13 protein-coding genes are annotated in these 13,032 nt (G+C 62.3%); 8 read left to right on the forward strand and 5 right to left on the reverse strand.

The window, feature by feature from the left end:
- Positions 1–34: 34 nt before the first annotated feature.
- Together MON38_RS13720 and MON38_RS13725 are read left to right on the forward strand one after the other, a co-directional pair.
- Complete coding sequence (locus tag MON38_RS13720) at positions 35–1,345, forward strand: sensor histidine kinase (RefSeq protein ID WP_241936739.1); 1,311 nt, start codon at positions 35–37, stop codon at positions 1,343–1,345.
- A 120-nt stretch (positions 1,346–1,465) separates the two neighbouring features.
- A complete protein-coding gene (locus MON38_RS13725) occupies positions 1,466–2,830 on the forward strand; it encodes an ammonium transporter (RefSeq protein ID WP_241936740.1) in 1,365 nt (454 codons plus the stop codon).
- 108 nt (positions 2,831–2,938) lie between these two features.
- Here the strand turns inward: MON38_RS13725 and MON38_RS13730 are convergent, their stop codons facing one another.
- The 3 genes from MON38_RS13730 to MON38_RS13740 all read right to left on the reverse strand — a co-directional run bounded on the left by MON38_RS13730 (position 2,939) and on the right by MON38_RS13740 (position 5,508).
- Positions 2,939–3,646 carry an SAM-dependent methyltransferase gene (locus MON38_RS13730; protein ID WP_241936741.1) on the reverse strand — a complete coding sequence of 236 codons (708 nt, stop codon included), beginning with the start codon at positions 3,644–3,646 and terminating at the stop codon, positions 2,939–2,941.
- Positions 3,646–4,428 carry an alpha/beta fold hydrolase gene (locus tag MON38_RS13735; RefSeq protein ID WP_241936742.1) on the reverse strand — a complete coding sequence of 261 codons (783 nt, stop codon included), beginning with the start codon at positions 4,426–4,428 and terminating at the stop codon, positions 3,646–3,648. The genes MON38_RS13730 and MON38_RS13735 overlap by 1 nt, the downstream gene beginning before the upstream one ends.
- Before the next feature lie 168 nt (positions 4,429–4,596).
- Positions 4,597–5,508: an NmrA family NAD(P)-binding protein gene (locus tag MON38_RS13740; RefSeq protein WP_241936743.1), complete on the reverse strand. Its 912-nt coding sequence runs from the start codon at positions 5,506–5,508 to the stop codon at positions 4,597–4,599.
- A 142-nt stretch (positions 5,509–5,650) separates the two neighbouring features.
- Between MON38_RS13740 and MON38_RS13745 the strand changes: the two genes are divergently transcribed.
- The 6 genes from MON38_RS13745 to MON38_RS13770 all read left to right on the forward strand — a co-directional run bounded on the left by MON38_RS13745 (position 5,651) and on the right by MON38_RS13770 (position 10,761).
- Positions 5,651–6,046, forward strand: coding sequence for a winged helix-turn-helix transcriptional regulator (locus tag MON38_RS13745; protein WP_241936744.1), 396 nt, complete (start codon positions 5,651–5,653; stop codon positions 6,044–6,046).
- Between the two features lie 168 nt (positions 6,047–6,214).
- Positions 6,215–7,603: a carbohydrate porin gene (locus tag MON38_RS13750; RefSeq protein WP_241936745.1), complete on the forward strand. Its 1,389-nt coding sequence runs from the start codon at positions 6,215–6,217 to the stop codon at positions 7,601–7,603.
- Positions 7,604–7,714: 111 nt separating this feature from the next.
- On the forward strand, positions 7,715–8,437 hold the full coding sequence (locus tag MON38_RS13755) for a head GIN domain-containing protein (protein ID WP_241936746.1): 723 nt from the start codon (positions 7,715–7,717) through the stop codon (positions 8,435–8,437).
- A gap of 275 nt (positions 8,438–8,712) precedes the next feature.
- Complete coding sequence (locus MON38_RS13760; RefSeq protein ID WP_241936747.1) at positions 8,713–9,660, forward strand: 3-oxoacyl-ACP synthase III family protein; 948 nt, start codon at positions 8,713–8,715, stop codon at positions 9,658–9,660.
- Positions 9,661–9,804: 144 nt separating this feature from the next.
- Positions 9,805–10,209, forward strand: coding sequence for an alternative ribosome rescue aminoacyl-tRNA hydrolase ArfB (arfB, locus tag MON38_RS13765; RefSeq protein ID WP_241936748.1), 405 nt, complete (start codon positions 9,805–9,807; stop codon positions 10,207–10,209).
- A gap of 84 nt (positions 10,210–10,293) precedes the next feature.
- Positions 10,294–10,761 carry a hypothetical protein gene (locus MON38_RS13770; protein WP_241936749.1) on the forward strand — a complete coding sequence of 156 codons (468 nt, stop codon included), beginning with the start codon at positions 10,294–10,296 and terminating at the stop codon, positions 10,759–10,761.
- A gap of 16 nt (positions 10,762–10,777) precedes the next feature.
- Here MON38_RS13770 and MON38_RS13775 read toward each other — a convergent pair whose 3' ends face one another.
- A complete protein-coding gene (locus tag MON38_RS13775) occupies positions 10,778–11,461 on the reverse strand; it encodes a hypothetical protein (protein WP_241936750.1) in 684 nt (227 codons plus the stop codon).
- A gap of 152 nt (positions 11,462–11,613) precedes the next feature.
- On the reverse strand, positions 11,614–12,990 hold the full coding sequence (mgtE, locus tag MON38_RS13780) for a magnesium transporter (RefSeq protein ID WP_241936751.1): 1,377 nt from the start codon (positions 12,988–12,990) through the stop codon (positions 11,614–11,616).
- Positions 12,991–13,032 lie beyond the last annotated feature (42 nt).

Here is a 13,032-nt window from a genome sequence, read left to right on the forward strand (position 1 = left end):
CCTTGCTGCACTCGCCTGCCACCTGTTGTTACCCATGTCCCTCCGCGTTCAGTTCCTGCTTTTTGCCAGCCTCATCCACATCGTGCTCATTGCCGTGGCGGCCCAGTTGCGCACCACCAACGTGCCGCTGTTTCTGGTGAGCGAGATTATTCTGCTGCTTAGCATTGTGCTCACTACCAAGCTGTACCGGGGTTTCGTGCGGCCGTTTCAGTTGATTGCGGCGGGCACGGCGGCCATGCAAGCCCAGGATTTCAGCCTGAAGTTTGTGCCCGTGGGCCAGCACGAAATGGACCAGCTCATCGGCGTGTACAACCAGATGATTGACGCCCTGCGCCGCGAGCGCGTGAGCCAGCACGAGAAAAGCGTGCTGCTCGAGCGCCTCATCCAGGCCTCGCCCGCCGGCATTCTTATTCTCGATTTCGAAGGCCGCATCGAAAGCGCCAATGCCGCCGCTGCCCGCTTCATCGGCCAAGCCGTCAAGGAATTGTCCGGCCTTCGGCCCGCCGAGCTGCCCGGGGCCTGGGGCCCGGCCCTGGCTGCCCTGCCCGACGGCCAGCCGCAGGCTCTGCGCCTCTCGGGCCTGGCCACCTACCGCGCCACCGCTGCCCATTTCATCGACCGCGGCTTCACCCGCCGCTTCGTGGTGCTGGAGGAGCTGACGCAGGAGCTCATCAAGCAGGAAAAGCAGGCCTACGAGCAGCTGATTCGGATGATGGCGCACGAAATCAACAACTCCATCGGGGCCATCAACTCCATCCTGCACAGTTTCCAGCACTACGCGCCCCAGCTTGCCCCCGCCGACCGCGCCGATTTCACCGAAGCCCTCGACGTGAGCACGGCCCGCAACACCCAACTGGCCAATTTCATCGGCGACTTTGCCCGCCTGGTGCGCCTGCCCCCGCCCGCCCCGCGCCCCACCGACGTGCGCACCCTGCTCCGCGGCATCGCCCGCCTGCTCCAGCCCCAGAGCGCCGAGCGCCGCATCCAGTGGCACATCGACTTGCCCGATGCCCCTCTGAGTATCAACCTCGATGCTCAGCAGTTGGAACAAGTTCTGCTGAACGTGGCTAAAAATGCCCTCGAAGCCATTGAGTACGACGGCAATATCTGGGTGAGTGCCACACTTAACCCAGCCACGCTTACCATCGAAAACGACGGTCCTGCCCTCACGCCCGAAGTGCAGCAGCGGCTATTCACCCCGTTTTTCAGCACCAAGCGCGATGGGCAGGGCATTGGCCTCACGCTGGTGCGCGATGTACTGCTGGCACACGGCTTCCGCTTTCATTTAGGCACGAATGAAGCCGGGCATACTGTTTTTAATATCATTTTTGAAAAACAGGTGTAATTGAAAGGCCATTCAAGGTAAATTATAGGTTATTTGGATAAGGTAGCCTTCGAGTTAATAGGGTGTTGATTAAAATTGTTGCTTAACTTCGCTAAGTGGGATTTGAAATCAACCTCTATTATGACTCGTAAGCAACTTATCGCTACTGCCTGCCTGGGCTTATTGCTATTGCTGGCCGGTATCGCTGCCTTCCTGCCGCAAAACCATCCCGAAGCCCAACCCAACGCCTTCGAGCCCGCCGACCTAGCCTGGATGCTCTCCGCCTCCGGCCTCGTGCTGCTGATGACGCCCGGCCTGGCCTTTTTCTACGGCGGCATGGTGAGCAAGCGTAACGTCATCTCGACCATGCTGCAGAGCTTTATTGCCTTGGGTGTCATTTCGTTGTTGTGGTACGTGGTGGGATTTTCGCTGTCGTTTGGCGACAGCATCGGGGGCGTGATTGGCAATCCGCTCACGTTTTTCATGTTCAACAATGTGGGCACGGCCCCGCACCCGCGCCTGGCGCCCAACCTGCCGCTGGTGCTGTTTGCGGCCTTCCAGCTCAAGTTTGCCATTATCACGCCGGCCCTCATCAGCGGGGCGTTTGCCGAGCGCATCCGGTTCTGGGGCTACCTGCTGTTCATGTGCCTGTTCAGCCTGCTCATCTACTGCCCGCTGGCCCACTGGACCTGGCACCCCGACGGCTTCCTAATGAAGTGGGGCGTGCTCGACTTCGCCGGCGGTACGGTGGTGCACATCTCGGCCGGCTTTGCAGCGCTGGCCGGGGCGCTGGCCTTGGGCCGCCGCCACTCGCACCTCGAAGGCCACACCCACGTGCCGCCCAATGTACCCTTCATCCTCATCGGTACGGGCTTGCTGTGGTTCGGCTGGTTTGGCTTCAATGCCGGTTCGGCGCTGGCGGCCAACGCCACGGCGGTGCAGGCCTTCTTCACCACGCACCTGGCGTCGGCCGCCGCCATGCTAACGTGGATGATGATTGAAGCCGTGCGCGGCCAGCGCCCTTCGGCGGCGGGCGCGGCCATTGGCGCGGTGGTGGGCCTGGTGGCCATCACGCCGGCGGCGGGCTACGTGAGCTACGGCCCGGCGCTGTTCATCGGCGTGGTATCGGCCGCCATCAGCGCCGGCGCGGTCGATTTGAAAAACCGCACGACGCTTGATGACACGCTTGATGTCTTTCCCTGTCACGGCGTGGGCGGCATCGTGGGCATGATTCTCACCGCCATTTTCGCTAAAGACGGCGGCTTGGCTACCACCGGCTCCTACACGCTATTGCTGCACCACCTCGGTGCGCTGGCCTTCATCTCGGTGTTCACCTTCGGCGGCTCCTACCTGCTCTATAAGTTCACCAACGTACTCATTCCCATTCGGGTAAATGCCACTCACGAAGCCGACGGCCTCGACCTGAGCCAGCACGGCGAAACGGTATTGCCCGCCCCCCAGGAGGATGGCCTGGTAGTGGAGCCGCGCCTCATGATGCGGGCCTAAACAGCCCCGTTTGTCATCCTGAATGCAGTGAAGGACCATATCACGCTGGAACAAGTCGTTCTAAACGTGATAAGGTCCTTCACTGCGTTCAGGATGACAAACGGTGCGCTACGTGCCGATGATAAACACCGTCGGAATCTTGTGCAGCTCCGGGGCCGGCAGCCGCTTCCAGTCGCTGACCGTCATCGTGCGGATGAACTCGCCCGCCCCGGTCACGTCGGCCGCCACGCACAGGCGGGTGCCGGGCTGCAGGTGCGCCAGCAAATCGGCAAACAGCGCCCCGTTGCGGTAGGGCGTTTCGATGAACAACTGAGACTGCTGCCGCTGCTGGGCCTCCTTCTCCAGCGCCTTGATTGCCGCGACGCGGGGCGCTTTCTCAATGGGCAGATACCCGTGGAACGCGAACTGCTGCCCGTTCAGTCCCGAGGCCATGAGCGCCAGCAGCAACGATGACGGCCCCACCAGCGGCACCACCCGCAGGCCCTGCCGGTGCGCCTCCCGCGCCAGCGCAGCGCCCGGGTCGGCAATGCCGGGGCAGCCCGCCTCGCTTAGAATGCCGGCATCGATGCCCTCTTTCGCCAGGGGCGCGAGGGCGGCTTTTACGTCCGCATCGGTGCTGTCTTTGTCGATGACGACGAAGCGGATATCCTCAATGACGCGGTGCGGGGCCACGCTTTTCACAAAGCGCCGGGCCGTGCGGGCATTCTCCACCAGAAAGTAGGGGAGGGCCGCCACGGCCGCCACCACCTGTGGCGGCAGCACCTGCGGAGCCGTGTCGTCGGCCAGGGGCGTGGGGATGAGGAAGAGCGTTTTCATTAGCTCAGCGCAAACGCCTTCACCATTTCAAAAATCTCCTCCGGCTTTTCGGCGTGCACCCAGTGGCCGGCATCGACCACCGTGGCTACCTGCGAGTGCGGAAACAGCGCCGGAATGCCGTGCAGCTTATCCTCGGTAGTGATGTAATCGGACTTGCCGCCCCGAATGAACAGGGCCGGCTTCAGAAACGGCGCGTGGCCAGTGGTTTCCTCGCCCACGGCGGGCAGCTGCGCGGCCAGCACGTCGAGGTTGATGCGCCAGGCGAAGGTGTTATCTTCCTTGCGGTAAAGATTTTTCAGCAGAAACTGCCGGGTGCCCACGTTGGGCACGTGCTTGGCCAGTGCGGCATCGGCTTCCTGCCGGTTGGTGCAGGTGGTGAAATCGACCGCCTTCAGGCCGGCCACGATGTCGTCCTGGTGCTCCATGTCGGAAAAGCGCGGGGCGATGTCGACCACGATGAGCTTGGCCAGCCGGTCGGGGTTATCCAGGGCGAGGCGCATGGCCACTTTGCCGCCCATGCTGTGGCCCATAAGCGTGGTATCGGGCCCGAGCTGCAGGTGGTCGAACAGGTCGAGCACATCCTGCGCCATGAGGGCGTAGGTATGCTCCGGCGAGTGAAACGAGCGGCCGTGGTTGCGCAAATCCACGCTGACGACGCGCAGGCCGGCTTCGGTGGCCCAGCGGCGCGCCAGGCTCTGCCAGTTATCAAGCGTGCCAAATAGGCCGTGAAGAATAACCAGCGGGCGGCCCTGCCCTTGGTCGAGGTGATGAAGTAGCGGCATGGGGCAAAAGTAGGGCGTAGGGCAGGGACAGCCGGTTATAAACAGACGAAAGCCCGTCATGCTGAGCGCAGTCGAAGCATCTCTACCGTGCAAGTAATTATTTACTATTGCACGCGAGATGCTTCGACTGCGCTCAGCATGACGGGCTTTATCCACTTAACCGCGCTACTATGCGCCTGCAGTGGCCGCCTTGAAAGCCGGCGCAAACACGGCCTGCGCAAACTCTTCCACCGTGGTAGGCGTGGTGCTGGCAGCATCGCGCGGGCCGCTGGCCATCGATTTGCCCTCGTTGATGTTGCGCGTCATCTCATCGTAGAGGTCAGCCTGATTCTCACTCAAGCCTGCACCCACCATGCCTTTCTTGGCATCTTCGTAGGAGAAGGCCACGTAGGGCAGCTCGGGCCGGCCAATGGCCTGGCCGATAGCGGCCGTCGCCTCGGCCAGCGAGTAGTCGCGCGGCCCCAGGATGTACTGCACGGCGTGGTTGTCCAGCTGGTCGGCCGTCAAAAACTCGGCGGCTTTGGCGGCGATGTCCTTGGTGGCCACCATTGGGAATGCGGCGTCCGCCTTCGTGGCCGAGCCAGCGATGCCCATGTGCTGAATCAGGCCCACGTTGGCCAGCAGGTTTTCCATGAAGTAGGCCGGGCGCAGGTGCCTCACCTTCAGGCCTTCGATGGCGTTGAGACGGGCTTCCTGGCGGTGCAGGCCCACTACGGGGCCGGTGCCGGCAGCTTCGTCGGCCCCGATGCTGCTCAGGTGCACGGCTTGTTGCAGGCCGGAGTCGCGCACGGCCCGGGCGGTGGCTTCGCCAATTTCATCCATGAAGCCCAGCACGTTGGGCGAAGTGGGGTTGGGCGGAATCATCAGGAAAGCTGCGTCAGCCCCACGCAGGGCTTCGGTGAGGAAAGCCGCATCGTGGGCATCGCCGGCTCTGGTGATGGCTCCTGCCTGCGCGAGGGCATCGAGGCGGGCGCTGGGGCGCGATACGGCCGTGACTTGGTGGCCCTGCTGTAGCAGGCTGTGCACGAGGGCGGTGCCAATGTTGCCGGTGGCGCCGAGGACGGTGATTTTCTTGGACATAAAAGCAAAAGGTTGGACCGGGGCATTGTTGCGCGGCGGCGATGCAAAGGTGATGGCCTAACTTTGCTTTTCGCAAGTACCTACTGAAAAGTAGGGTACTTACTAAAAAGTAAAAATCGTTGTTAATCAGATTGATAATTTTATGTCGAAACTTACCAAGCAGCAAATGGCCGAAGCCTACTGGACTTCGGCCGATGCCGAGCGCAACCTGACGTGCCCCGTGCGCACTACGCTCAACGTACTGGGCGGCAAGTGGAAGCTGCTGATTATCTCGTGCTTAATTCACGAGCCCCGGCGCTATGGCGAGCTACGGCGCCTCATGCCCGAAATCACGGAGAAGATGCTGATTCAGGAGCTACGCGAGCTGGAAAATGATGGCATCGTGGCCCGCACCGTGCACCAGACCGTGCCGCCGCGCGTCGACTACAGCCTGACCGAGCAAGGCCAGCGTGTGCAGCCGCTGTTTGGTGAATGGGTAGGCTGGGGCAAGCAGTACCTGGCCCGCACGGGCGACTGCGGTATGGGCAGCCCGGATTAGGCCCGCTGTTTCTGGGCCGGCACCGGCAGGCTTTCAAGCCTATCCTAAGAATTCATGCGATTGTCATCTGCGGGGCTTTTGCTTCGCCGGTTGGTAGCGCTAGGTGGCGTAGGAGATGCGGCAGTTTGCTTATTCTTGCCAGTTCTTTATCTCTTACTTCCCAACGTTTTGCGTTTCGCGTTCTTCTTGCTGCTGGCGGCTTCGCCCCTGGCCGCGCTGGCCCAGGTTACGCCGGCCGGCTCCACCACGCCCCCCACGCCGCCTACTGCCGCTTCGGCCCAGGAGCCCCTGCGCCGGCCCGTCGAAGAAGCCCATAACTGGAGCCTGCACTTCCAGCAAACGTTTATCGACCAGTGGCATAACAACCTGACCACGCCCTACGCCGGCGACTACAGCCTCGCCGACCGGGAGTCGGCCAAGCTCTCGTTCACCAGCACGTTCTTCATCGGGCGGCGGCTGTGGAAAAACGCGGCCGTGTATTTCAACCCTGAGGTTGCCGGTGGCAGCGGCCTAAGCAGCGCCCGGGGCATCGCGGGATTCCCGAACGGCGAAACCTTCCGCATTGGGTTGGCCGACCCGGTGCTGTACCTGGCCCGGCTCTACGTGCGGCAGGTATTTGCCATTGGTGCTGAAACCGATGTGGACGTGGACGACCTCAACCAGGTGGCCGGCCCTACGCCCCGGCACTACGTTGCCCTGAACCTAGGCAAGATGAGCGTGGCCGACTTCTTCGACCAGAACAGCTACTCGCACGACCCGCGCACCCAGTTCATGAACTGGAGCCTGATGAGCGCCGGGGCCTGGGACTACGCCGCCAACACCCGTGGCTACACCGTGGGCGGCGTGCTGGAGTACGTGACCCCGGATTTCTCCCTGCGCTTCGGCTCGACGCTGCTGCCTACCTACGCCAACGGCCCGCTGCTGGACTACCGCTACGGCAAGGCTCACGCCGAAACCCTGGAGCTCACCAAAACCTATCATCTGGCGAAGCGCCAGGGTACGCTGCGGGTGCTGGGCTTTCGCAACGTGGCCCCGATGGCTACCTACCGCAGTGCCATTCTGCTGGCACAACTCGACGGCGGACGGCCCGACCTCGAAACCATGCGCCACGACGGCCACACCAAAGTCGGCTTTAGCCTGAACGCGGAGCAGGAAATTGCCAAAAACGTGGGCCTGTTTGCCCGAGTGAGCTACAACGATGGCCAGAACGAAACCTGGGCCTTCACCGAAATCGACCACAGTGCCAGCCTGGGCGTGGTGAGCACCGGCGCGCGCTGGAACCGGCCCGATGACCGCCTCGGCGCGGCCGTGGTCGTGAACGGCATCAGTCCCGAGCATCAGGCCTATCTGGCAGCCGGCGGCTACGGCTTCATCATCGGCGACGGGAGGCTCAACTACGGCCTCGAAAAAATTGGCGAAGTGTACTACAGCATCGACCTGCACCGCTACCACGCCGCCATCAGCCCCGATTACCAGTTCATTCTGAACCCGGCCTATAACAAGGACCGCAGCGGGCCGGTGCACGTGGTGGCCGTGCGCCTGCACGTCGAATTCTAAGAAAACCGGACTGGAAAAGATAGAAAGGAATAACTTCGGGCAACCGCGGTAACGTTCGCCGCATCATGGCGGTAACCGGGTTTACTCACTCACCCTTTCATCTTTTTTCATATGAAAAATTTTCGGATTACCTCGTTGTGCGCCAGTCTGCTGGCAGTGGCTGTGGGCGCGCTTTCGTCCTTCACCCACCCCTTGGCCGACCGCGAAACCCGCTCGGTGGGCTCGTTCACCGAAATCAGCCTCGGCGGCTCGGCCCGGGTGGTGGTGAAGCAGGGCAGCCCCCAGAGCGTGGCCGTGGAAGGCAGCAAGGAAGACCTGGCCGATTTTGAAACCGCCGTGCAGGGCAGCAAGCTGCGCCTGGCCTTTCGCGACCAGGAAGGTAAGATGTTCAACAACAAAAAGCACGGCCCCGTGACGGTGTACGTGACCGCGCCCAGCCTCACAGCGCTGCGCGTGGGCGGCTCTGGCAAGATGGAGGTGAATGGCGCGCTGCAAGCCGATGCCATGGCTTTGGCCGTGAGCGGCTCCGGCGATTTGCTGGTGCCGCAGCTCCAGGCCGGGCGCCTCGAAACGGCCGTGTCCGGTTCGGGCGATGTGACCGTGGGCGGCACCTGCCCCAGCAACGACATCCGCATCAGCGGCTCGGGCAAAGTGCGCGCTCACGACCTGAAAACTGAAACCAGCCGCGCCCGCATCAGCGGTTCGGGCGATGCCCACGTGTATGCCAGCCGCACGGCCGAGGGCACCATCTCGGGCTCGGGCGGCATGTACGTGGCCGGGGGCGCGCAGCTCAGTAGCAGCACGCGCGGCAGCGGCCGGGTAGTGAAGGAGTAGGTATTCAGTTAAGCGTTAAAAGGGAAGAGTCAGAAACGTCTGTCATCCTGAGCGCAGCGAAGGAACTTATCACGCCAGCAGCAGGAATTACTGCAAGCTGTTTCCTCGTGATAAGGTCCTTCGCTGCGCTCAGGATGACAGACGTTTCTGACTTCTAAATTGGCCTGCGGGTATAAAATTCGGGCATCTGCCCGGGGCGGGCCGACCGCCCGCGAATGCAAGCCGTACCTTTGCCGGGCCGCTTGCCGGCTTTGCGTTTCACCCAATACCACCCCGTGTATCTTCATCAAGTGGCGGCCTACCTCCCGGAGGCCGTCGTTACCAATGCGCACTTCACTCGAATTAACGGCTTGGCCAGCGAGTGGATAATTGAGCGTACCGGCATTCAGGAGCGCCGCAAAGCGGGCCCTGGCGAAAATGCCAACACCATGGCCATTGCCGCCACCCGCGCCGCGCTGGCTGCTGCTCCCGATTTTGCCCAGGCTAGTGTCGACCTTATCGTGGCCGGCACCTACACGCCGCACGACACCATTTTCACCGCCGCGCACGCCGTGCAGCGCGATTTGGACATCAACGAAATCCCGACCGTCAGCATTTCCTCGGCCTGTTCTTCGTTGCTGAATGCCGTGGAAATTGTGGAGGGCTACTTTGCCATGGGCAAGGCCAGCCGCGCCGTGGTAGTCGTAACCGAGCACAACACGGCCTACAACAACGAGGAAGACACCATGGCCGGCCACCTCTGGGGCGACGGCGCTGCGGCCCTGCTCATTAGCAAAGAGCGGCTGAGCCCCGACGACCTGCACATTGCCGAAGTCATCACCGGTGGCGCGGCCCCCGTGAGCAAAGCCGACGAAGCCGTGACCCTGAAGCCGGTAGAAAAAGGCATTGTAATGCCTTTCGGCCGCGACGTGTTTCAGCAGGCCTGCACCTACATGGCCCGCGTGACGCAGACGCTGCTCGATAAGCACCACATTGCCACGCCCGACCTGACCTACCTCATCCCGCATCAGGCCAACCTGCGCATCTCGAAAAACGTGACCAAAGCCCTGGGCATCGACCCCAGCCGTGCCGTGAGCAACATCGAACGCCTCGGCAACACCGGGTGCGCCGGAGCTGCCATCGGCCTGGCCGAGGTGTGGGACACGCTGAAAAGTGGCGACAAAGTGATTATCACGGTGTTTGGCGGCGGGTATTCCTACGGGGCCATGCTGCTGAATAAATAAGTAAGAACAAAAGCAGGACGTCATGCCGAGCGCAGCCGAGGCATCTCGCGTGGGGTAGTAAGCCAGTCATTAGGGTTTACTACCACAAGCGAGATGCCTCGGCTGCGCTCGGCATGACGTCATTTGCAGAATAATATCAACCCCATGCTACCTCCTGCTGCTGCCTTTCTGCCCGAAATCATCTTCCAGACCAGCCGGGCCAGCGGGCCGGGCGGGCAGAACGTGAACAAGGTGGAATCGCGGGTAGAGCTGCGCTGGCACCTGCTCAACTCGGAACTCCTCACCGACGAGCAGAAGCAGTTAATTCTGGAGAAGCTGGCGGGCCAGCTCACGGCCGATGGTTTGCTGTTGCTCGTCGCGCAGGACGACCGCAGCCAGCTCCGCAATAAGGAGATTGTACTGGCTCGCTTTCACGAATTGCTGCTGCGCAGCCTGCGCCGGCCCAAGCCCCGCAAGGCAACCAAGCCCAGCAGAAGCGCCGTGCGCAAACGGCTGGAAGGCAAGAAGATTCAGGGCGAGAAGAAGGCCAGCCGACGGCGGCTGGAGTAGCAAAAATGGCCGTGCGTCGGTAACTTGGCGTTTATGAAACGGCCACGTGTTTTCATTTTCCTGCTACTGCTACTTGGCGCGAGTTTGAGCAGTTGTGAAGACTGTAGCCAGCAAACCTGCGACTGCTTCTCCGAATTCGAGGATGCGATTCAGCTGCGCTTCGATTTGGACAGCCTGCACCAGGGGTTCCGGCGCGCCGATGTACGCGGCGCCTATGTGGTGCGCTTTGCCCCGCCCGGTTTTGCCACGCCGCTCGATACCGCGCGCGAAGAGCGGCAGAGCAGCCAGGATTTTTATCGGTACGGCATCGTGCTGAACGAGCTGTTCCTGCCCCGCAACGGCACCTACGGGCCAGTGGGCTACAACTACGCCGTGGTGTTGCCCGCCAGTGGCCGGCGCTACCTGATAACCGATATTGAGTTGGCCGGCGAAACCCGCGGCAGCAATTGTTGCCGCTGCTACCGCAACACCCGCAAACGCCTGACCCTCGACGGTACCTACCTGGTGGCGGAAGACCCCAGCCGCGGGCCCGCCGCCGTGCTGCGCCGCTAGCGCCCCACTGGCAGCGCTAGTTCAGGTCCAACCCAAACAGCACGCCAAACCAGGGCTTGTGCTGATACACCCAGTGCGGGCCGTCGGGCCCGAGTAGCTGGTCGATGCCGGCGGCGAGGCCGATGTTGAAGGCCCGCGCGTCGTAGATGGCGGCTAGGCCGCCGTGCAGCACCACGCCTTCATAGTCGGCGGCAGTAGGGCGGGTGGTAAAGGTCACGTCATCGGTGATGAACGTGGAGCCTGCACCGATAAAGGCCCCGTAACCCAAACCCGTGGCCCGAATGTGCGGCGTGTTCCCAAACGGGGTGGTGCGCTTGGTGCGCAACGAATAAAAGTCGAGCCGCCGGCCCACGTATATGGCAGCGTTGAAATTGGTGTTGAGCTGCACCGGCACCCCACCCTGCGGCGGCCGCACCTTGAACGGGATGGTAAACACGTCCAGGTCGAGCCGGCGGCGTAGCAGCCACAGCCGGTTGTTGGGCTGCAGGCGGTAGCGGTAGGTGAGGGGCCGGCCAGTGGGCGCGTCGGGCGTGAGCAGCAGAGTGTCGGCGCGCTGCTGCACGTACAGTTGCCGGCGCGAAGCCAAGGCTGCGAGGGTATCGGCGGCCGGGCGGTGAATGACGCGGTAGTAGTCATCGTCGAGTTGCGCCACGTTGCCCAGCACCGCGCAGCCGCTTAGGGCCAGTGCGGCGGCGGCCAAGAGGGAGCGAAATAATAAAGAGGCAGCGTTTGTCATCCTGAGCGTAGCGAAGGACCTTATCACGACTGGACGGTTTGCATTAACTCCAACGATGCGAAGCGTGAGAAGGTCTTTCGCTACGCTCAGGAGGACATACTCCCGGGATTAATCCGCTACAGCAGCGTGCCGCGCAAAATCAGCAGCGCCACCGAGAAGTAAATAATCAGACCCGTGACGTCGACCAGCGTGGCCACGAAGGGGGCCGACGACGTGGCTGGGTCCAGGCCCAGCTTCTTGAGCAGCAGCGGCAGCATAGACCCCGCCAGCGAGCCCCACAGCACAATGCCCACCAGCGCAATGCCCACCGTGAGGGCCACCAGCGCCCAGTGCTCGCCGTAAATGGGCGTGATGGATTGCCAGATGGCAATGCGCCCAAAACCCACCAGGCCCAGAATCAGGCCCAGGGCCGAGCCGGTGATGAGCTCGCGGCGCAGCACCCGCCACCACTCGCCCAGCGTGAACTCGCCCAGCGCCATGGCCCGGATGATGAGCGACGTGGCCTGCGAGCCCGAGTTGCCGCCCGAGCTGATGATGAGCGGCACGAACTGCACCAGCACAATGGCCTTTTGCAGCTCGCCTTCAAAAAACTGCATGGCCGAAGCCGTGAGCAATTCGCCCAGAAACAGCACCACCAGCCAGCCGGCCCGTTTCTGCACCAGCGTCAGCAGCGGCATGGTGAGGTAGGGCTCATCGAGCGCCTCCGAGCCGCCGAGCTTCTGCATGTCCTCGGTGTCTTCCTGCTCCCGGATGCTCAGAATGTCGTCAATCGTCACGATGCCGAGCAGAATGCCCTGGTCCGACACCACGGGCAGGGCGTTGCGGTCGTTGCGCCGGAAAATATCGATAGCCTCCTCCTGGTCCTGGGTGGCGGTGAGCTGCACGAAGCGGCGGTCCATCAGCTCGCGCACCCGCGCCGTGGGCGCCGCCAGCAGAAACTCCCGGATGCGGATGTCGTCAATCAGCACGCCGTGCGTGTCGGTTACGTAGAGCATGCTTAGCGTTTCCGACTGCCCGCCGTGCTGCCGGATGTAGTCGAGCACCTGCTGCACCGTCCAGTTCTCGCGAATGGCAATGTAGTCGGGCGTCATCAGGCGGCCCACCGAATACTCGGGGTAGCCCAGCAGTTGCAGGGTCACTTTGCGCTCTTCCTCGCTCAGGCTCTGCACGAGCTCGGCCACGAAGTTGGCGGGCAGAAACTCCAGCAGGGCCGTGCGGTCATCGGGCGACATCTCGTTGAGGATGTCGGCCATCTTGTCCTGAGCCAGGTTGTCGAGAAAGTGCCGCTGCACTTCCAAATCGAGGTATTCAAATACCTCAGTGGCCAGCTTCAGTGGCAGCAGCCGGAAGATGATGAGCTGCTCCCGGTCCTCCTCGGCCTCAATGAGGGCCACCAGCTCCGACGGCTGATAATCGCGGAGCAGCTGCTTGAGCTTAAAAAATTCGCCCTCCTGAATCAGGGACGTGATGGTTTCCACGGTCTGCGGCTGCATGAAAAGAGGAGGGGAGGTGCTTCGCTAGGCAAGCGGGGTTGA

Origin of the sequence: Hymenobacter cyanobacteriorum (genome assembly GCF_022631375.1) — a bacterium.
Lineage (GTDB): Bacteria > Bacteroidota > Bacteroidia > Cytophagales > Hymenobacteraceae > Hymenobacter > Hymenobacter cyanobacteriorum.

What these genes read in the sequence shown, in the direction of transcription:
- MON38_RS13720 (WP_241936739.1), top strand. Translation starts at nt 35, where the DNA reads ATGTCCCTCCGCGTTCAGTTCCTGCTTTTTGCCAGCCTCATCCACATC.
- MON38_RS13725 (WP_241936740.1), top strand. Translation starts at nt 1,466, where the DNA reads ATGACTCGTAAGCAACTTATCGCTACTGCCTGCCTGGGCTTATTGCTA.
- MON38_RS13730 (WP_241936741.1), bottom strand. Translation starts at nt 3,646, where the DNA reads ATGAAAACGCTCTTCCTCATCCCCACGCCCCTGGCCGACGACACGGCT.
- MON38_RS13735 (WP_241936742.1), bottom strand. Translation starts at nt 4,428, where the DNA reads ATGCCGCTACTTCATCACCTCGACCAAGGGCAGGGCCGCCCGCTGGTT.
- MON38_RS13740 (WP_241936743.1), bottom strand. Translation starts at nt 5,508, where the DNA reads ATGTCCAAGAAAATCACCGTCCTCGGCGCCACCGGCAACATTGGCACC.
- MON38_RS13745 (WP_241936744.1), top strand. Translation starts at nt 5,651, where the DNA reads ATGTCGAAACTTACCAAGCAGCAAATGGCCGAAGCCTACTGGACTTCG.
- MON38_RS13755 (WP_241936746.1), top strand. Translation starts at nt 7,715, where the DNA reads ATGAAAAATTTTCGGATTACCTCGTTGTGCGCCAGTCTGCTGGCAGTG.
- arfB (WP_241936748.1), top strand. Translation starts at nt 9,805, where the DNA reads ATGCTACCTCCTGCTGCTGCCTTTCTGCCCGAAATCATCTTCCAGACC.
- mgtE (WP_241936751.1), bottom strand. Translation starts at nt 12,990, where the DNA reads ATGCAGCCGCAGACCGTGGAAACCATCACGTCCCTGATTCAGGAGGGC.